Genomic DNA, 18510 nt, shown 5'->3' with positions numbered 1-18510 from the left:
GCGGCCTCCTACCATAGACTGTTGCCGGAACGGCGAGCGATGTAATTGGCGATGGTAAGCAATCCGATGCTGATGATCGCCTTGAACAATCCGATGGCAACACCGTATGAATAACGGTGTGAACCTAGTCCGACGCGATATACATAGGTGTCTATGACGTCCGCGACAGGCCTGACAACAGGATTGGTAGCCAGCAGCAAGATATCTTCAAAGCCAGCGTTAACCAGGTTGCCTATGGCAAGAATCATGAAGATAACAACAACTGGAATAATGGATGGCAGCGTAATCAAATAGATCTGTTTGAACTTGCTCGCCCCGTCAATATCCGCAGCCTCATATAGATGAGGATCTACACCAGCTATGGCGGCCAGATAGACAATCGAGCCAAATCCTATCTCTTTCCACACATTAGCCGAGAGCAGAATCGTGAGGAAATATTCTTTCATCGATAGAAAATTAATAGGTTCATCAATCGTTCCGATCTGCTGCAGAATCATATTGACTGTTCCATTTTCCGTTGACAACATCGCGATGACGAGGCCGGCAACGATTACCCAGGACATGAAATGCGGCAGATAAGTAATGGTCTGGATGATGCGCTTGAATGCCATATGACGAACTTCATTCAGCATTAGCGCGAGTATAATCGGAGCGGGAAAGCCGATGAAAAATTTCAGTAAACTGATCACAATCGTATTGCGGATCAGCCGTTCAAACTCCGGAGCTGCGAAGAAAGCTTCGAAATGTTTGAAGCCCACCCAAGGATTCTCCCAGATGTTAGAGCCTGTGAACAGGTTATAGTCCATGAACCCGGTCAGTACCCCATACATCGGCAAGTACGAGAAGATAAAGACAATAAGGATACCCGGAATGACCATTAGCTGAACTTCCCATTGCCGGATGAGGCGCGACAAAAAGCTTCTGCTGCGTAATTTAGGCTGTGCGGCAGCTGTGGCCGCTTGCTGTTTCGGTGCGGATGGGGACATATTCTTCCTCCCATGTATTCAAAGAAAATTCCGAGCGCATACGGATGACTATTAGACCAGCACTAGTTGCTACAACAATTCTACCTGCGGACAATGGATGAAACTATATAACAAACCCTCGATTTTTTATACTTCGAAGGGATTGTCATGATTTACACATCCTGCAAAAGTATAAAAGGATCGTCTACAAATGAAAAAAGACTATTCCTAAGACGGCAGCCCGTCCCATGAATAGTCTCATCAACCTACTCCATATGAGATTGTCAATTGTCTATTGCTTTAGGTTAACCTCGACTACGGTAGAGAAGAAGGTGGCCCCTCCGCCCAGATCGGACAGCCTGTCAGGCGTCAACGCGTTGGCCCGCTGCTTCCGGCCGTCACCCTCCCACCACAAGCCCTGGCTGACTACCGTGCCCGGAAGCATTCGATCCGTGATCTTCGCCCGCACCTCGTATGTTCCGCGGTCGTTAAAGACGGTAACCATATCACCATCTTGCAATCCACGTTCCTGCGCATCCTCAGGATGAATCTGGAGCAAGGGTTCCTTCTCCAGCTTCTGGTGCTTCTCCACATTAGCAAAGGTGGAGTTGAGGAAGTTATGATTCGGCGGTGAGATGAACATCAGTGGGTATTTACGCCCGCGACCTCGCCTTACGCCATCGTACCCTTCCTTGAGCGGCACATAAGTCGGAAGCGGCGGCAGACCGGCCGCTTCCAGTTGAGCCGAGTAAAGCTCAATTCGTCCAGATGGTGTCGGAAGACGTTCCAGATAAGACTCCAGCGGTGACATATCAAGCTTCACGCGGCGATCCTTCTTCAGCTTGTCCAGCGTCACGCCGTGCAGATACGGGTTGTCCGGATAGTCAAGGGCCCTGGCAATCATCTCTTCCTCGGTCTCTTCGAATGCTGGCTCCATGAATCCCATGGCCAGGCCCAGCATGGAGAACAACTCGACATTGCTCTTGCTCTCCCCAAGCGCCGGATGACCGGTTCCTGCAGCTGAATGTACTGGTGCCAATACGAACCGAATATGTCCGTATTCTCGAACGAAGAGGTAGCCGGCAGGACGATATCCGCATACTTAGCTGTATCGGTCATAAACAGATCATGGACCACGGTGAACAGATCCTCCCGGGCAAACCCTGCTCGCACCCGCTCCGTGTCCGGAGCGACGACCAGCGGATTGCTGCAATAGACGAACACGGACTTGATCGGCCGCTCCGTCATAGCCAGCGCCGCACCAATCCGATTCATATTGATCGTTCGAGCGTCTGGATTCGGTCTCAGATCCGGACGCTCCAACGCTTCGCTATCCATGCTATTATAACCGCCGTTCGACTTGGCCGCTCCCCCGCCTCGCTTGAGCCATTGCCCCGTCAAAGCCGGAAGCGACGCAATACTGCGCACGGTCAACCCGCCATTGTCGTGATGCTGCAAACCGTTGCCAATATGAATGTAAGAAACGTTCGCCCGCCCATAAACCTCCGCCAGCTTCTCGATATCCGCCGCAGGAATGCCGGTGATACGGGACACGTGCTCTGGCGTATATGCTTTAACATGCTCACGAAGCTCCTCGTATCCTAGCGTGTAGCTCTGCAGGAATTCCTCGTGTACCATTCCGTCTCGAAACATGATGTGCATCAGTCCGACAGCCAGTGCCGCGTCCGTGCCGGGAAAGAGCGGGATGAACCAGTCGGACCATTGTCCGGTCTGGTTCTTGTGCACATCAATAACAATGACTTGGGCACCAGCCTTGCGTGCTTTCTCCGCAAGCACCACCTGATGCATATTGGTGCTGACGATATTGCCGCCCCATACGATAATAACGTCGGCCAGAACCGTATCTTCCGGCACCGTGCCACCGTTAAAGCCCATCACGGACATCCAGCCCTCATTCCCCGCCGAATTGCAGATGGATTGCTTCAACCGGCTGGCACCCAGCCGGTTGAAGAAACGACGATCCATGCCATCCACGCTCAATATGCCCATATTGCCATAGAAGCTGTAAGGCAGAATGCTCTCCGAGCCATGCTCCTCGATCAGCCGCTTGTAGCGTCCCGTGATCTCTTGCACCGCTTCGTTCCAACTGATGCGTTCGAAGCTGCCCTCACCCTTAGGACCTACTCTTCGCATCGGATAGAGCACTCGCTCCGGGTGATATACCCGATGTGTCATGTTACGCACCTTATTGCAGATCGCTCCCTGTGTGATTGGGTGGTTCGGATCACCAGTAACCTTTACAATTCGCCCGTTCTCTTTATGCAGCAGCAGGCCGCATGTATCCGGGCAATCCAGCGGACATACCGCCGGGAATACGCCATCTTGCTGATGAATCATCTGACTGCCTCCTCCAAGATTTACGCTGCATTCATACCCTTTATCTTATAAGAAAAGAAGAGATTGCGTAAAGTCATACATTTTTTTCTAGCGATGTGATTCATCGCTTGTGTAGGCGGGTATATTTCTAACAAGAGCAAAAGAGGAACCCAGACCCTTCCTCTTCTTGCCGTATCATGGACCACTCCCAAAAAATTCGCCATGCTAGCGTCTCCTCCCCCGAGACCAGCATGGCGAATTTGTTTGTGGTGATGATTTCCGCAGATAAAATGCAAAATACTGAGCCTGTCAAAGCCACATTAATATGTAAACGTTTTTCTTACATTTTTTATCAGTAATTCTGCTTCAATTTGCTCTGAGCGATGTTTTACAAAAGAATGCAGCAGGCGTAATATACTATTCAGCTTCAATATCATACTCCTATTCACGGGATAATCGCTTAATCTCCGATATGGAGAGCGGGGGAACCACATGTATGGATGGATTAGATATAATCCACTGACCATACCCTGGGGTGAATTCCGATGACAGGCGCTTCCTTATGCCGCGTGTTCATCAGATAGGGCGACTCTCACCGCCCGAATCCGACAGCTAACCTCGTCAGCGTTGATGGAGAGGGTTGTGAACTTGTGATGAAACACAGGTCCTAACCTGTGTTTTTTGTTTGCCTGAAATCAACATACGAATGGGGATAGTCACATGTCTAGCGCATAAAACACACCCGATTAAGCACTCTTCAAACCATGTAACATCATGAACTTAATCTAAATCGGGGTGATCACCGTGTTATCTTCAATTAAGCGCTTCCTCATTGGAAGACCGCTCAAGTCAACTGCGCTGGGCGAGCAGAAGCTGAACAAAACCAAAGCACTGGCTATCCTCTCGTCCGATGCCTTGTCCTCCGTTGCCTATGGGCCTGAACAAATCCTATTGGTCTTGATTACGGTTGGCGCAGCGGCCTATTGGTATTCCATACCGATTGCTGTGGGCGTATTGGTCTTGCTGCTGGCACTTATCTTGTCGTACAGGCAAATTATTTTTTCCTATCCGCAGGGTGGCGGGGCCTATGTAGTCTCCAAACAGAATTTAGGCATGTATCCCGGGCTCGTTGCCGGCGGCTCCCTGCTCGTCGATTACATTCTAACGGTTGCCGTCAGCGTATCCGCCGGGACAGATGCGATCACGTCGGCTTTTCCGGAATTGCATGCTTATAATCTACCGATCTCCATCGTGTTGGTCCTGTGCCTTACCGTATTAAATCTACGAGGGGTTACGGAGTCAGCTTCAGTCCTGGCTTATCCCGTCTATCTGTTCGTGCTGGCATTGGTCCTGATGATTGGAGTAGGGCTATTTAACATCACCACCGGTCATGTATCTCCGGACCTGCATACGCCGATCGGTACGCCTGTTGCCGGACTAAGTCTATTCCTGCTGCTGCGGGCGTTCGCTTCAGGCAGCTCCGCTCTGACAGGAGTCGAGGCGATTTCCAACGCTATTCCGAACTTCAAGGAGCCCGCTTCGCATAATGCGGCTAAGACCCTCGCAGCCATGGGCGTTTTGCTGGCCGTGTTATTCTCGGGAATTGTCTTTCTCGCTTATTACTATGGCGTGAATCCAAGCTCCGAAGTTACCGTCGTCTCCCAGATCGCCGAGCAGACTTTCGGTCGGAACGGTTTCTATTATTTTATCCAGGGAACGACAGCGCTTATTCTGATCCTTGCGGCTAACACGGGTTATTCGGCATTCCCCTTGCTGGCCGTTAATCTGGCAAAGGATAAGTTTATCCCGCGCATGTTCACGGTCCGCGGCGACCGGTTAGGGTATTCTAACGGAATCATCATCCTCGGCTTCCTGTCGATTGTGCTGCTCCTGGCGTTTGAAGGCAAAACCGAGCATCTGATTCCCTTGTATGCCGTCGGCGTGTTTATCCCCTTCACACTCTCGCAGACCGGGATGATGCTGAAGTGGCTTCGCGAGAAGCCGAAGGGCTGGATCGCGAAGCTCATCATCAACTCCACCGGTGCAGGCATCAGCTTTATCGTGACGATGATATTCTTCCTGACGAAATTCAATCAAGTGTGGTCGGTTGTGGTCTTCCTGCCTTTGATCATCTGGATCTTCATCCGGATTCGCAAGCATTATGAGGCCGTAGCCGACCAGCTACGGATTACAACCTGTGAGCCGGTAAAACCGATTGAAGGCAATATCATCATTGTACCCGTGGCCGGTATCACGCATGTCGTGGAGAATTCTCTGAATTATGCCAAATCGCTTGGAGCCGGTCAGATTATTGCGGTCTACGTTCCGTTTGAGCGGGAAGAAGAGGCGGCCTTCGAGGAGAAGTGGAACAAATGGCAGCCCGGTGTAAGACTTGTAACCTTGCACTCCCCCTACCGAAGCATTCTGCAACCGCTGACCAAATTCATCGATACCGTGCAACGCAAGGCCCACGAATCCGACTATCAAGTGACCGTCGTCATTCCGCAGTTCATTCCGAAGAAAGGCTGGCATAATTTCCTGCACAATCAATCCAGCCTACTCATCCGTGCGCACCTGCTGTATCGACGAGATGTCATTATCACAACCGTACCCTATCATTTAAAAAAATAACGCTTCATGCAAACGAAAAGCTGCGACCCTCCGTACCTATTGAAGGACGGACGGATCGCAGCTTTATCCTGTTCACAGCTTAACCGCATCTGTCTGAAGCGCTGTCTGTGCCGGTGCTTCGAGCTGCTGAACCGGTGCCTTATTGAGCGGAAGCTTCATGCTGATGAATGAGGAGATCAGGAACAAGGTCCCCGCGGTAAAGTACACGACAACGATAGAAGTTGCCGCCATAAACCATCCGGTTATCCCTGAGCCGATGAGCAGCATGCCCGTAAAGACTGGCATCATCACCCCATTCAGACGGCCGATATACTTCTCGTCCACCTGCTGCATCATGACCGCCATTAATACCGTCTGCGCCAGCGCCATCAACACTCCCGTAATCAGACGCATCGCGCCTGTTAATATCGGCCATTGCGACAGTACCTCACAAAGGTCGAGATTCCTAGGAAGGACAGCCCTGCGAACAGCAAGTAATTCCCCTTCACCTTACCTGCAATGACGGCAGCAATCACACCGCCAATCAGCATGCCCACTCCTTCAAGCGCCGTAAACCATTGGACGCTGGACATCTCCAGTTGCAGCCGTTCCGTGATAACAAATATATCAAGCGGTTGAACAAGGCCGCCGCCCAGTGCCATGATGACATATACAAGCAGCAGCACTTTCAATAACGGACTGGAAACGATGTAGCTGAAGCCGGCCTTCATATCCCCTAACATGGAGCCCGACGAAGCCGATTCGGAGCCCTTCGGAGTCTCATCGACACTGGAAGGCAGAAAGGAGAGCACCAAAGCTGAGCCTCCGAATAACACCAGCAAGCTGATTAACGAAGCCTGCAGGCCGAACGCTTGATAAATCGTCGTTCCGACCATCGGCCCCAAAATGATGAACAGTGACATGAAGCTTTGAGACAGGGCCGTGGCGGCCGGAACATGTTCATTAGGCAAGCATCGCTTAATAATCTTCATTGATGAAGGCTGGGAGAACTGGGACACGACGGCCGATACGAGCGTAACGGCGAACACCGCCTGCCAATATCCCGATATCACAACGAACAGAATGAGCAGGACGGATAAGAAGCTCAGTATATCCCCCCAGATCATCGTTCGCTTCGGCCGCCAGCGATCGGCAAGCACGCCTCCGATCATCGAAATGACAAAGATCGGCGCATATTCAATCACGGTCAGGAGCGATACGGCGACCGGATCATGATTACTCTTCTCCATAATGAAGAATAATAGGGCCATGTTGCGGATCCAGATCCCGATATTTTGCATAAAGTCCGAAACCATGAGCAAGACGAACGCGCGGTTACCAAACAGATGTCTCATACTCTATCCCCCATTTTAAAACCGACTATTCGGTTTAATTATGTGTGTGAGAAGGTCAACCCGCGTTCAGAACGCTGATGTCAGTTCCCTTGAATCAGTAGCTATATGCTTGCGAGTTACCTGGGCAGCACACCGTTCAGAAAGTACGTCACTCCCCTGCGATACATTTCTCTTGATTCCTCCCCGGAGCGCTCGTAATAAGAGGCAACCGACATTCCATCCAGCAGGGCACCAAATATAATTGCGATCTCTTCGATATCCTGCTCCGGTATGTGTCCTTCCCTTGCGCCTTCGCTCATAATCTCACGGTAAAGCGTGCGCGGACCTTGCAGGATCAACAACATCTCGCCCACAATGGCTGCATTCTCCGGTTGATTAATATGGAACTCTTCGGCAATCTTGGTCAACGGGTTCTGAAAATCATCCACCATATGATCGGCAATGCCGTACAGCTTCTCCTCGAAGCCGTGGAAATCGGTCTTCTTGTCGTCCCAGGCTTCCATCCATTCTTGATTCTGTTTGGCTAACAGCTTGACGAACAGATCCTCTTTGCTCTGAAAATGATAATAGATACTGCCCTTGCTTGCGCCTGTGTATTTCACCAGTTCATCCATCGATGTAGCGGTATATCCGCGCTGGATGAACAGCTCCTTCGCTTTATCCAGAATCAGATCCCGCGTACGCTTTGCTTTTTCTGAAGTCATTGATCATAACACTCCTTGCTGTATTTCAAGCGCTATTAAGCGAGCCTGCATGTTGCATGTATTGGAGACAGGCCCACACCAAAATATAAAACCGACTGTACGGTTTAATATTAATCGAAGACGTTAGCTATGTAAAGGGGCACTGACACAAAAAGGATCTTGCCAAGGCAAGACCCTTTTCTCAGAACATATAGGCGATAATGCTAATCAAGCGACCAGATCGCCCTTCCCTCTTTCATCGGATCGCCATAGCTTAGCTGCAGGTCTTCGGCATCCTTCAACACCTGATACGGAATTTCCCCCGTGAGTTCTTCACCCGGAGCTATTGTGCCATCCAGCATACTTACGTCATCCGTTATAGCAACGGTATAATTAAGATCCGTGGCATCGGTCAAGGAAAAGGACAAAGCGGATGACACAACCAGCGGCTCGTCCCCGTTGTTCTTCACGGTAACATCTACGACCTTAAACGTATGGCCATCCTGAGGCTTGAGATAATCATCGCCATCTGAATCACGCACGCTGTTCAGCGTAACGACTGCTCCGTGATAATCGATCGTATCGCCCACCGCCGCCGGTACATCGATCGGCTTCATCTCGCCAGGTGCGACCGGCTCCTTCTCTTGTTGCGTTGGCGCTGAACCTGTCTCTTCGTTATCTTGTACGACTGGCGGGTTGTCTGCCGGTGGTTTCGTCTCATCGTTACCACAAGCAGCCAACAACAGCATGGCCGACAATACGGCTGAAATCCATATCCATTTTTTGTTCATTCTCTTATCCTACCTTCCTGTAAGACTTTATGTAATGTTTCGGACGTATTCCAATTCGCTGCCAAAGCTCATATTCCTTCATAAACAAGAAAAAGACCCCCGAATCAGGGGCCTTCTATGCCGACATTTAAACATGCACAGAATCGGGGACCTTTGCCTCGGACAATGCCTCAAGCCCAGCCTGGTTCAGGAAATGCCATGGCTTGTTATAATGCGGCTGGAAGAAGAAATCGATGAACGCCAGTTGATCCATAGTCATTCGATTCTGAATACATACGGACAAGGTATTCATGGACTGTGTCAAATCGGCCTCGGACAGTACTTGCGCACCGACAATGCGACGTGAATCAGTCTCATAGACGACCTTGAGCAGAACCGATTCCGAAGTCGGCATAAATTCCGGACGATAATGATCTTGAATCGTGACGGTCTCAACGGTCAGTCCCTGCTCGTTAGCCGCACCTTCTGTCAGACCCGTGGAGGCGATATTGTACTCGTAGATCTTCAAACCGGACGTACCTTGTGTTCCCGGATGCGCAAGGGTAGGTTTCACCAGATTGCGAGCAACAAGCGTCCCCATGCGAACGGCATTAGTTGCCAGCGGAATGTACATCATCTTACCGGTCGGGTTGTACTGGACGGAACAACAATCGCCGGCAGCGTACACATCCTGCTTGCTCGTCTGCATATATTCATCCACTACAATCGCGCCATTCTTCAGCATTTCCACCTGGCCTTTGAGCAGTTCCGTATTCGGACGGAAGCCAATGCACAGAATAACGAGATCCGTATCGACCTCACCTTGGTCAGTGATGACCTTCGTTACCTTGCCAGCTTCGCCTTCAAAGGAAGTTACCGTCTGGCCCATGGCCAGGACGATGCCCTTGTCCCGAAACGAAGCTTCGAGCTTATCGCTAAATTCCGGATCGAGATACTTATTCAAGATGCGCTCCTCGCTATCGATCAGCGTGACTTGCTTACCGTTATGCTGGAACGCCTCAACCAGTTCCACCCCGATATACCCGGCACCGATAATCGTAATTCGTTCGGCTTGCTTCGCCTTCTCAATGATCGTATTGGAATGCCGATAGTTCTTCGAGAGTAGAATGTTATCCAGTTCAATGCCATCAAGCTTAGGCACGATTGGCCAGGAGCCTGTGGTCATGATCAGTTTGTCGTACGTATCCTCGAAGGTACCCGAGTCTTCAAGATTACGGACCTTCAGAATTTTGCGATCCGTATCCACCGAGATAATCTCGTGGCGCATCTTGGTGTCTACCCCGAGCTGTGCAAGCTCTTCCGGTGAGGAATAGAACAGGCCATGCGGATCTTGAACGACACCTCCCACGTAAAGAGCGATGCCGCAAGAGAGGAACGAGATATTATCATTGCGTTCATATACGGTGATAGCGGCATCTGGATAAAGCTTGGCAATATTCTTAATGGCGGACGTTCCCGCATGGGTACAACCGATAACGGCGACTTTCATGGTTTTTCCTCCTCCAATAATAAGCTATATCTTGATTAAGATGAGCTGTTTGGCCCAGATTCATGCCTGTGCAGCCCTTAAAATAACAAAATGAATCATGATCACTATATTGTGAATTAATTCACTTTATACTTTGATTATAATGTGAATATTATCACATGTCAACTGGCGTATTGATTGCGTTACATTATCCAGCCGGGCAGACGGCTAATCGATAAGCGGCCTTTGTACTTTAATAACGGAATATGTGCCGCTTGAAACAACCGATCGTATAAAAAGAGAAGGACCGCCCTCATCATGAGCTGATTACGCCATGACAGGGACAGTCCTATTTTATCGATCGACACTGATTTTCATACGCTAAAGGTTAACCCAGTAGTTCCTCAATCGCATCCTTCATTGATTCCGGCGTTTCCCGCGGTTCGAACCTTTTAACTACATTCCCTTCCCGATCGACGAGAAATTTCGTGAAATTCCAGGCAATCTCTTCTTCGCCCTCGGGACCCGGCTGCTCCGATTTCAAGAATTGAAACAACGGATGAGCCTCTTCTCCGTTCACATCCACCTTGGCAAAAATCTTAAATTGCACACCATAGTTCAACTGACAGAAGGACTCTGCTTCTTCGCTTGTACCAGGCTCTTGGCCTCCAAATTGGTTACACGGGAAGCCGAGTACCTGCAAACCCTGCGCTCCATACAAATCTTGAAGCTGCTGCAGTTCACCATACTGTGGCGTAAGCCCACATTGACTGGCGGTATTGGCAATAAGCAGTACTTCTCCTGTATACTCGGTTAGCGGGAAATCCTGGCCTTGTGTATCAACTGCACTGTAATCGTAAACGGACATTTGTCATTTCCTCCCCATCTTTTGCTACATATGATGGACGGCCCTTGAAGGCTCGTCAATCTTATCTCCATCATACCGAATTCTTAGGCCAAAGGCCAAATCGAGATGACGCCGTTTAGCTAGTCAGAGAGCTGGGTAATAATACTAGGTTAATTGTTAGCCGTGTATCATATGCATTCCAAATCAACCATTTATCAACGTAAGCGAGGAATGACCATGAAATTGTACCCGGAAATGTTCATATCCCCTTGGCACCTCATCGTCCTGGTGTTGGTAATCATCGCCTTTATCGGCCTCATCATGGGGGGGTATGATCGAAAGACTGTGCTGCGCTGCACAGGAATATCAGCCATCGTATTCTACTGCTTGCTGACCATTCCGGTAGGACTTGTTACTCAAAATTACATGTATACGGAAGAGACCATGATCCAGGAGATGGATCGGAATTTCGAGGAAAGGGCAGATCTCGTTGTCAGTCCGGATGATTATGTTATAGCCCATGTCGGTGCTTACAAGCGTAACGAATATGCGAATATCCTGGTGTATGTTGGCAACTATCACGAAACCGAGAGCTTCAGCGGCCAGATCAGCGTGCTTCTGAAGGATATGGATGGGAACGAGGTATTTACGACCACATATGATGATGTATCGCTTGCTCCTGGCCAGAAAATCGAGGTGGAGAAGACATCTACTTCGCAACCAATGGAACTTACAGTTACAACTTTAGAACGCATCCCCAATAAGATGGGGATGCGTTCTTTGGTTTACGGTGCTATATAGGGTTTGTCTTCCGAGTTCACAGTCTTGTTATGGATGGCAGGTGCTTGAGGTAAATTATTCTGATCCCGGTTCTTTCTCATAACTTTGACTCCGAAAAAGATGATGATCCCCATGATGGGTGACATCAGTGACATCGCCAGCAATACGCTGGATACCTGATAAGCCGGACTCGTCTCCACATCCGAAAGATCCAGAAAAACAAAACTTAAAAATGTAAGCACCGGATAAATGAGCATTTGACCCCAATGCATCCATTTGACCAACAATAAAAATATCGTATTGAATACGATCAGAAGCAGTGCGGGAAAGATAATGCCACTTGGATCAATCGTGCCGGCCACTGCCAGGTTCATTAGCCAATGCGCCACTCCGAATTGGAGTGGGAACACCAGCCAACCGGGTAGGCCAACACCGCGAAACGGCGATCTTCTCCGCTTCAGCTGCTGCTCATATTCCTGACGTTTCATTTCCAGTTCCAATTCGTCCAGCTCTTCATCCGTCAATTCGCGCTGCTCTTCCTGCTCAGCTTCCTCGATCAACTGATCGAGAAACGGACGATACTGGCGATCAATATTCCCTTCGAATTGAACCCGCGCTGCATCTTCATCCTCTCTAAGCAACTGCGGCACCGACTCATCATAGAAATCATGGACGAGCAGTGCGCTGAGCATCAGCGGAATATCGCGCCCGCCGATCACTTCCAGCCAGCGGTTGGCATCCATCACGTCCGTGAACGGAACGGCCAGCGCTCTGTCTTCCAAACCGTGCTTATATACCAGGAATAACACGGGCATCAGCACCACATTGGGATTACTCTGTTGATTCCTGTTATGGGTCTGGGAATAGTAAAATACATAGCGCCCATAATAAATCTCGCGAATATCCGCAATCCTGACGCTGCCTTCAACCGGAACTTTAGAGTTATGATTCCAGAGCTGGTACTCTACACGATCGTCATACAGTACGTGTTGATTACGATGGTTATTCATCCAGATCAGTTCACGCAGATGCTTGAGAATTTTCACAAAAACAAGAACGCCCAGCGGTATAGCCAACAAACTTAGCATCGTCCAAATAGACGGCCACAAGAAGACAAACGCCAACGGCCCAATGGCCACGGCGATTCCGAGCAGCATACCAAGCAAACAAAGCTCAAAGTTGACCACCCAATTCAAGGGCTTCATTTGGGGCTCTTTCTGCTCATGAATAACATAGGATGACATGCAGGCAACACCCTCCCCCTTCGCGATTATGTACATGAAGTCGAGAACCCAAAAAAATCCCTCCCCGAAGCATTCGGCCGGGGAAGGACATATCATTCTCCATCTTCACCTTACTGTGCCGTCCGGTTCTGAGCGCCAGCTTCATCAAACGCTTCATTTACCCTGCTCAGATCAAGTACACCGTCTTTATGAACGACATGATGATGTTCAGACATAAGATAAACGCCTCCATGTCATGGACTAGGTAACGTTAATGTACTTAACCGCGTTGTCCAAAAATGAATCAGGAGATACTAACTTGTTGGTTATTGACTAAGAACGGCCACGACCTCGTCGTCCCCCGCCCTGTCCTTTCGAATGGCTTCTGTCGCTGTTGCGTCCGCCGCGTTGGCCTGTACTATTCTTACTGCTGCGCCCTTCACTGCTGACTGCGACGGTTCGACTGCCGGCACGCCCGGAGCTGCGTCCTTCACGGCGTGGCTTCTCATCGCGCGCCCGGCCTGCCTCACTGCGATTGCCGGTCGAAGGGCCGCTGCGGGCTCGGCCGGAACCTGTCCCTCTCTCCCCGCGTGCTCTGGCTTGACCACGTTCGTTATCCGTTTCCAGAGCCGTGACCTTTCTCGCTTTCGATGTACGCCCGGATTCCCGGCCGAACCCTCCCGATGATTCCCTAAGATTCCCTGCATGGGAATCATACCGAACCCGCTTCAGCCTCAGAGAGATCCCCTCTTCAATGCGCTGTAAATCGTTCAAGTCCTTGCCTGCTGCAAACGTAATCGCCATACCGTTGCCTCCGGCACGACCCGTGCGTCCGATACGGTGAATATAGCTCTCCACATCATGCGGCATATCATAGTTGAAGACGTGGGTGACGCCTTCAACGTCCAGTCCTCTGGCCGCTACATCGGTAGCCACGAGCAACTGCAGCTTCGCTTCGCGGAACCGCTTCATTACCGCTTCCCGCTTCGCCTGGGACAGATCGCCGTGAAGCTCGTCCGATTGGTAACCATGGGCAAGCAGCGCTTCATTCAAGGTAGAGGCTCTGCGCTTCGTACGACAGAAGATGATCGCCAGAAACGGACGATATTCCTCGATCATGGAACGCAGCGCATCCTGTTTGCTGCGATCTGTGCATTCCACCACCACCTGCTTGATTTGCTCCAGCGGTATCGGGGAAGCTCCCTTAATGACGATATCCGCCGGTTGATTCATATAATTGCCGGCAAGCTGCTTTACACCCGCTGGCATCGTAGCCGAGAATAACATCGTCTGACGACGGTAAGGCAGTGCATGAATAAGCGCTTCTACCTCGTCCAGAAAGCCCATATGCAGCATCTGATCCGCCTCGTCAAGGACGAGCTGCTTCACGCCGCCGAGTTCCAGCGTGCCACGTCGCAAATGATCCAGCAGACGGCCGGGCGTACCGATAATCAGGTGACGTCCGCCTTCAAGCTTACGCAGCTGCTTCTCGACGTCCTGACCGCCATAAACGGCCAGTATCTTAATCCCATCCGGCTCACCGGCGGTTAATTTCTTGGCTTCTTCCGTAATTTGCAGTGCCAACTCCCGTGTCGGAGCGATAATCAGCGCTTGCGGATATGCCCGTTTCGGGTCGATGCGCTGCAAGATGGGCAGCATGAATGCCAGCGTCTTGCCTGTCCCGGTGCGGGCACGCGCGATGACATCCTTACCGTCCAGCAGCAACGGAATACTCTCCGTCTGCACCGGTGTCGGTACGGCGATTCCTTGTTCTTTCAATTTCTTTACTCGTTGCTCGTCTACGCCCAGTTGTTGAAAGTTAGGCAAGCGTTCCACCTCATTTAATTATTAGTATACTCACCGGCTAGAACCTGCCGGATTTAAAAATTGCATATAACAGCCATATAACCATCAGCAAAGCGATAATCAGCCCTGCCTCGATAACGGGGAAGTTCCATAGCATCATCGTCTCATGACTCAACGAAGAACCGATAATCAGCCCAACCATGATAATGCTGAAAGAGAGCAGTACAATGCTGAAAGAAAGGCGATTGCTGATCTGATCCATCTTCCGCATGAGGGAGTGCAACTCCGGTAAGCTGATCTCCACACGCAGCTTGCCTTTGTTGATTAAGGCCGACAACTGTCTGGCCTGACCTGGCAGATCAAGCAGACTCTCCGCAAGCCCGGTGAGGCCATCCAGTACCTTCCTGCCGATTCGGCTCGTGTTATATCGCTGCTTCAAGAGCTTGCGGCCAAACGGCTCCGCCATATCCACAATGCTGATGCTCGGGTCCAGCATTTCAATAACCCCTTCCAAGGTCAACAGCGATTTGCCGAGCAGCGTCAGGTCCGGCGGCAATAGGATATGATGACGCTGGGCGACCGCGAACAGATCGGTTAACGCTTTACCGATCCGTACTTGGGAGAAGGGGATATCATAATACTCCCCGCGCAATTTGTCCAGATCTGCACGCAGGGCGTCCATATCGCAATCCTCCGGGATCAGGCCCATCTTGGAGATGGAACGGATCATCCCTTCCGAATTGCGACGAATAAGCGCGATAATCAGGCCTGATAGATGTTCCTTCATATCTTCGCTCAAGTATCCAACCAAGCCAAAATCAAGGAAAACCAGCGTTCCGTCCTCCCTCACCAACAGATTGCCCGGGTGAGGATCGGCATGGAAGAAGCCGTCGAGAAAAATCTGCTGCAGCATGCCATCGATTAAATGCCCCGCTATCGCTTTCAGGCTGTGGCCCTTGGCTAACAGCTCCTCCCTCTTGCCGAGCGTCAGACCTTCGGCATATTCCATCGTAATGACTCTCGCTGATGTGTAATCCCAATAAATATGCGGGATATGGATGAAGTCATGCTCGTTTAGCTGTGCTGCCATCTTCTCGGCGTTGCGGGCCTCATGACTATAGTCCAGTTCGGCCATCATCGCCCTTGCAAATTCATCCACAATGCGATCGACTTGATATAGCGCGACCCACTCAAAATGCCGACCCGCTACGGCGATCAGATCCCTCAATATCTCAAGGTCACGGCCGATCATTCGCGTCACACCGGGACGCTGAATCTTGATAGCCACGCGTTCGCCTGATTTCAGCCTACCCGTATGAACCTGACCGATGGACGCCGCGGCCAGCGGCTCCTCCGCGAATTCAAGCAATGCTTCATGAACAGGCATGCCCCATTCCTGCTCGATAATCTCCTTCGCACTGGTCGATGAAAAAGGAGGAACCCGCTCCTGCAGCTTGGCCAACTCCTCGATGATATGGTCAGGCAGCAGATCGGATCTCGTGCTTGCCAGCTGACCCAGCTTCACGAAGGCGGGGCCTAAATCCTCCAGCACCCTGCGTATTCGCTCGCCCAAAGTCACCGTCTCTACCTGTTCTCTTGCATTCCATCGCACAGGCAACGACAGGAAATAGAATAACCCCATCTCCTCCACCATATAACCAAAGCCATGACGCATCAGCGCCATGGCGATTTCCCGGTAACGTCCGGCATGTCTTATACGGACCGCCATATCTACTCCTGCTGCAGTCCTTCGAGTTCTACAACCTTCTTCTCAAGTGCGGCGATGCGCTGCTCAAGGCTGGCAACATCGCTTTCTTTAGGTACATCCAGTTCAGCCAGCACACGTCCGACCTGCTCATAGATGTAAGTCTTGATCTGGGACTGCTCCTCCTCGCCGCGTTCGACAAGCCGGTCGACGAACGCCTTGGATTCAGCGGGGGCGAGTTCCCCGCGTTTCACCAGATCATCCACGATTTTCTCCACTTTTTCCTTGCTGACGACGGTAAGGCCCACTCCTAACGAGAAAGCTTTCTTGAAAAGATCACTCACGGTATATCCCTCCCGGTCAATTCTTCGTTCCATTATACCCTTTTGCGATCATAAAAACATCTACCCTTGGACACTTGCTGCTCTAAGTATGAATAAACTCTCGATTTAGCGTTCCCCGGATACGACTTGGAATATGTAGCATATCGACATAAAAAAAGCGAAGGCCGGGGAGTTTCCCGGCCATTCGCCTCAATCATCATCATGATCGTCATCCAATTTATCATATTCCGCCTTCAGCACCTTGCCGCTCACGGCATCGATCTCAACCTCAGTCTCACCATTGGCATGCTTGACGTCCACTTCGTAAACCCAGCGCCCATCATCTTCTCGGTCCAGATCCACGTCAACGGCGGTTCCGCCCTTGGCGTGCTGCACCGCAATATGAGCAGCCCGGCTGGCATTGATCAGATTACCCGGCACAGAATCACGGTCATCGTCATCATCACGGTCAACCTTCATCCCCAGCGATTGGCCAGTATAGGCATCGATCCACACATCTACATCCTGGTTGTCTTGCTGGATGTCAACCTCGTATACAAGCTTGCCGCGTTTGCGGTCAAGTTCAATGCTCTCCACCTGGCCCTTCGCTTCGGCCAAGGCTAGCTGCTCTGCCTTCTCCATCCCGATTAAAGTCTGTCCACTCGTATCCGTCTGAGTCGCTGCATGTTGATTGCCAGTTGCTGGTGTCGAACCAGCCCCCGCCGCTTGCACCGCGTTATATCCATAGATTCCGCTGGCAGCGATAACAACCGTCAACGCACCTGCCCACCACATTTTTTGCCTCATCATGTAACGCCTCCTATGTTCTCTCGGTTATTCGTACAACTTCAATATAACCGGCAAACATGAGAGTGAATGAAGAGCAAGATTAGAAAACGATGAGAATCATGAGAAGCTGAATCTAAAATAATCAGTCATTATCCTCATCGTCCCAGGTGAGCGACATGATCTCGCCGGTGATCGCGTGAACCTGAACCGTAGCCTCTCGTCCGTCAGCCTGCTCAATTTCCACGAGATAATATCGACTTCGCTTACTCTCGCGGTATTCCACGTCTTCGATCGTTCCCGCTACTTTCTCCAGTGACAGTTTCACGGCTTGTTCCTTCGTGATCATGGTAGTCGGAAAATCCGCTGCACCCGGATCTTTCGGGTCCCCCGGTGCACCTTCGGTCGGCCCTTCGGCTGAATCAGGTTGATTTACAGGCCCTTCAGAATCAGGATTAGGCTCAAGGCCCGTATCTGGTTCCGGTTCGGCTGCCGAGAGCTGGTTAATGGAGACCATCCCGCCTGTATAGGCATCGACCCGCAGCTCATAACGCCCCGTCTCCGACTGAAGCACCAACCGATACGCATCGCCTTCTCTTACCGTCTCCATGACCTCGCCATCGTACTGACCCAACACATGTTCCACAGCCTCATCTGAAGACAGGGCCGTTGTAGTGCTACCCAGCGGATTCCACAAGGCGGCTGTGACGATAAGTCCGGCAGCGACCAGAACCGATCCTAGTATCAAACCGATTTTATTGCGCATTCTATCACCTCAGGTACATTGTGGCTTACGGGGTCAGTATATCGCACCATGGTTAGAATTCGATG

At 50.8% G+C, this 18510-nt stretch carries 15 protein-coding genes, 1 pseudogene and 1 riboswitch; of the genes and pseudogenes, 2 read left to right on the top strand and 14 right to left on the bottom strand.

Annotated elements, in window-relative coordinates:
- Positions 1 to 8 precede the first annotated feature (8 nt).
- Together JCM10914_RS12340 and JCM10914_RS12335 are read right to left on the bottom strand one after the other, a co-directional pair.
- Positions 9 to 986 carry a sugar ABC transporter permease gene (locus JCM10914_RS12340; RefSeq protein WP_023961314.1) on the bottom strand — a complete coding sequence of 326 codons (978 nt, stop codon included), beginning with the start codon at positions 984 to 986 and terminating at the stop codon, positions 9 to 11.
- Between the two features lie 271 nt (positions 987 to 1257).
- Positions 1258 to 3323 (bottom strand): annotated as a pseudogene (locus JCM10914_RS12335) (molybdopterin-dependent oxidoreductase).
- A gap of 426 nt (positions 3324 to 3749) precedes the next feature.
- Positions 3750 to 3945, top strand: a riboswitch (cyclic di-AMP (ydaO/yuaA leader).
- Positions 3946 to 4106: 161 nt separating this feature from the next.
- Between JCM10914_RS12335 and JCM10914_RS12325 the strand changes: the two are divergent.
- Positions 4107 to 5933 carry an APC family permease gene (locus JCM10914_RS12325; protein ID WP_023961307.1) on the top strand — a complete coding sequence of 609 codons (1827 nt, stop codon included), beginning with the start codon at positions 4107 to 4109 and terminating at the stop codon, positions 5931 to 5933.
- 72 nt (positions 5934 to 6005) lie between these two features.
- Here JCM10914_RS12325 and JCM10914_RS30175 read toward each other — a convergent pair whose 3' ends face one another.
- The 6 genes from JCM10914_RS30175 to JCM10914_RS12300 all read right to left on the bottom strand — a co-directional run bounded on the left by JCM10914_RS30175 (position 6006) and on the right by JCM10914_RS12300 (position 11077).
- Positions 6006 to 6326: a hypothetical protein gene (locus tag JCM10914_RS30175; protein ID WP_231638627.1), complete on the bottom strand. Its 321-nt coding sequence runs from the start codon at positions 6324 to 6326 to the stop codon at positions 6006 to 6008.
- An 8-nt stretch (positions 6327 to 6334) separates the two neighbouring features.
- Positions 6335 to 7267: an MFS transporter gene (locus tag JCM10914_RS12320; RefSeq protein ID WP_023961304.1), complete on the bottom strand. Its 933-nt coding sequence runs from the start codon at positions 7265 to 7267 to the stop codon at positions 6335 to 6337.
- A 116-nt stretch (positions 7268 to 7383) separates the two neighbouring features.
- Complete coding sequence (locus JCM10914_RS12315; RefSeq protein ID WP_023961302.1) at positions 7384 to 7971, bottom strand: TetR/AcrR family transcriptional regulator; 588 nt, start codon at positions 7969 to 7971, stop codon at positions 7384 to 7386.
- 203 nt (positions 7972 to 8174) lie between these two features.
- Positions 8175 to 8741, bottom strand: coding sequence for a DUF4352 domain-containing protein (locus tag JCM10914_RS12310; RefSeq protein WP_023961300.1), 567 nt, complete (start codon positions 8739 to 8741; stop codon positions 8175 to 8177).
- Positions 8742 to 8868: 127 nt separating this feature from the next.
- A complete protein-coding gene (locus tag JCM10914_RS12305) occupies positions 8869 to 10230 on the bottom strand; it encodes an FAD-dependent oxidoreductase (RefSeq protein ID WP_023961298.1) in 1362 nt (453 codons plus the stop codon).
- 367 nt (positions 10231 to 10597) lie between these two features.
- Positions 10598 to 11077 carry a glutathione peroxidase gene (locus JCM10914_RS12300; protein ID WP_023961296.1) on the bottom strand — a complete coding sequence of 160 codons (480 nt, stop codon included), beginning with the start codon at positions 11075 to 11077 and terminating at the stop codon, positions 10598 to 10600.
- 216 nt (positions 11078 to 11293) lie between these two features.
- Here JCM10914_RS12300 and JCM10914_RS12295 point away from each other — a divergent pair, with 216 nt between their 5' ends.
- Positions 11294 to 11857, top strand: coding sequence for a hypothetical protein (locus JCM10914_RS12295; RefSeq protein ID WP_023961294.1), 564 nt, complete (start codon positions 11294 to 11296; stop codon positions 11855 to 11857).
- Here JCM10914_RS12295 and JCM10914_RS12290 read toward each other — a convergent pair.
- From JCM10914_RS12290 to JCM10914_RS12265, 6 genes are all read right to left on the bottom strand, one after another.
- Complete coding sequence (locus JCM10914_RS12290) at positions 11842 to 13080, bottom strand: hypothetical protein (protein ID WP_023961292.1); 1239 nt, start codon at positions 13078 to 13080, stop codon at positions 11842 to 11844. The two genes, JCM10914_RS12295 and JCM10914_RS12290, sit on opposite strands and share 16 nt — an antisense overlap.
- Before the next feature lie 312 nt (positions 13081 to 13392).
- The gene (locus JCM10914_RS12285; RefSeq protein ID WP_023961290.1) at positions 13393 to 14886 is read right to left on the bottom strand and encodes a DEAD/DEAH box helicase; all 1494 of its coding nucleotides are present in this window, start codon (positions 14884 to 14886) and stop codon (positions 13393 to 13395) included.
- Between the two features lie 37 nt (positions 14887 to 14923).
- The gene (locus tag JCM10914_RS12280; RefSeq protein ID WP_023961288.1) at positions 14924 to 16594 is read right to left on the bottom strand and encodes an AarF/ABC1/UbiB kinase family protein; all 1671 of its coding nucleotides are present in this window, start codon (positions 16592 to 16594) and stop codon (positions 14924 to 14926) included.
- 2 nt (positions 16595 to 16596) lie between these two features.
- The gene (locus tag JCM10914_RS12275) at positions 16597 to 16914 is read right to left on the bottom strand and encodes a phasin family protein (RefSeq protein ID WP_023961286.1); all 318 of its coding nucleotides are present in this window, start codon (positions 16912 to 16914) and stop codon (positions 16597 to 16599) included.
- 189 nt (positions 16915 to 17103) lie between these two features.
- Complete coding sequence (locus JCM10914_RS12270) at positions 17104 to 17703, bottom strand: PepSY domain-containing protein (RefSeq protein WP_023961284.1); 600 nt, start codon at positions 17701 to 17703, stop codon at positions 17104 to 17106.
- A 121-nt stretch (positions 17704 to 17824) separates the two neighbouring features.
- Positions 17825 to 18445 carry a PepSY domain-containing protein gene (locus JCM10914_RS12265; RefSeq protein WP_023961282.1) on the bottom strand — a complete coding sequence of 207 codons (621 nt, stop codon included), beginning with the start codon at positions 18443 to 18445 and terminating at the stop codon, positions 17825 to 17827.
- Between the last annotated feature and the right edge of the window lie 65 nt (positions 18446 to 18510).

This window comes from Paenibacillus sp. JCM 10914, assembly GCF_001315105.1.
Taxonomy (GTDB): domain Bacteria; phylum Bacillota; class Bacilli; order Paenibacillales; family Paenibacillaceae; genus Paenibacillus_AQ.
This window is presented reverse-complemented; position numbering and strand designations above follow the sequence as displayed.

Excerpts from the sequence above, each read along its gene's own strand:
- JCM10914_RS12340 (WP_023961314.1), bottom strand. The coding sequence starts at position 986 with ATGTCCCCATCCGCACCGAAACAGCAAGCGGCCACAGCTGCCGCACAG.
- JCM10914_RS30175 (WP_231638627.1), bottom strand. The coding sequence starts at position 6,326 with ATGCGTCTGATTACGGGAGTGTTGATGGCGCTGGCGCAGACGGTATTA.
- JCM10914_RS12320 (WP_023961304.1), bottom strand. The coding sequence starts at position 7,267 with ATGAGACATCTGTTTGGTAACCGCGCGTTCGTCTTGCTCATGGTTTCG.
- JCM10914_RS12315 (WP_023961302.1), bottom strand. The coding sequence starts at position 7,971 with ATGACTTCAGAAAAAGCAAAGCGTACGCGGGATCTGATTCTGGATAAA.
- JCM10914_RS12310 (WP_023961300.1), bottom strand. The coding sequence starts at position 8,741 with ATGAACAAAAAATGGATATGGATTTCAGCCGTATTGTCGGCCATGCTG.
- JCM10914_RS12305 (WP_023961298.1), bottom strand. The coding sequence starts at position 10,230 with ATGAAAGTCGCCGTTATCGGTTGTACCCATGCGGGAACGTCCGCCATT.
- JCM10914_RS12300 (WP_023961296.1), bottom strand. The coding sequence starts at position 11,077 with ATGTCCGTTTACGATTACAGTGCAGTTGATACACAAGGCCAGGATTTC.
- JCM10914_RS12295 (WP_023961294.1), top strand. The coding sequence starts at position 11,294 with ATGAAATTGTACCCGGAAATGTTCATATCCCCTTGGCACCTCATCGTC.
- JCM10914_RS12290 (WP_023961292.1), bottom strand. The coding sequence starts at position 13,080 with ATGTCATCCTATGTTATTCATGAGCAGAAAGAGCCCCAAATGAAGCCC.
- JCM10914_RS12280 (WP_023961288.1), bottom strand. The coding sequence starts at position 16,594 with ATGGCGGTCCGTATAAGACATGCCGGACGTTACCGGGAAATCGCCATG.
- JCM10914_RS12270 (WP_023961284.1), bottom strand. The coding sequence starts at position 17,703 with ATGATGAGGCAAAAAATGTGGTGGGCAGGTGCGTTGACGGTTGTTATC.
- JCM10914_RS12265 (WP_023961282.1), bottom strand. The coding sequence starts at position 18,445 with ATGCGCAATAAAATCGGTTTGATACTAGGATCGGTTCTGGTCGCTGCC.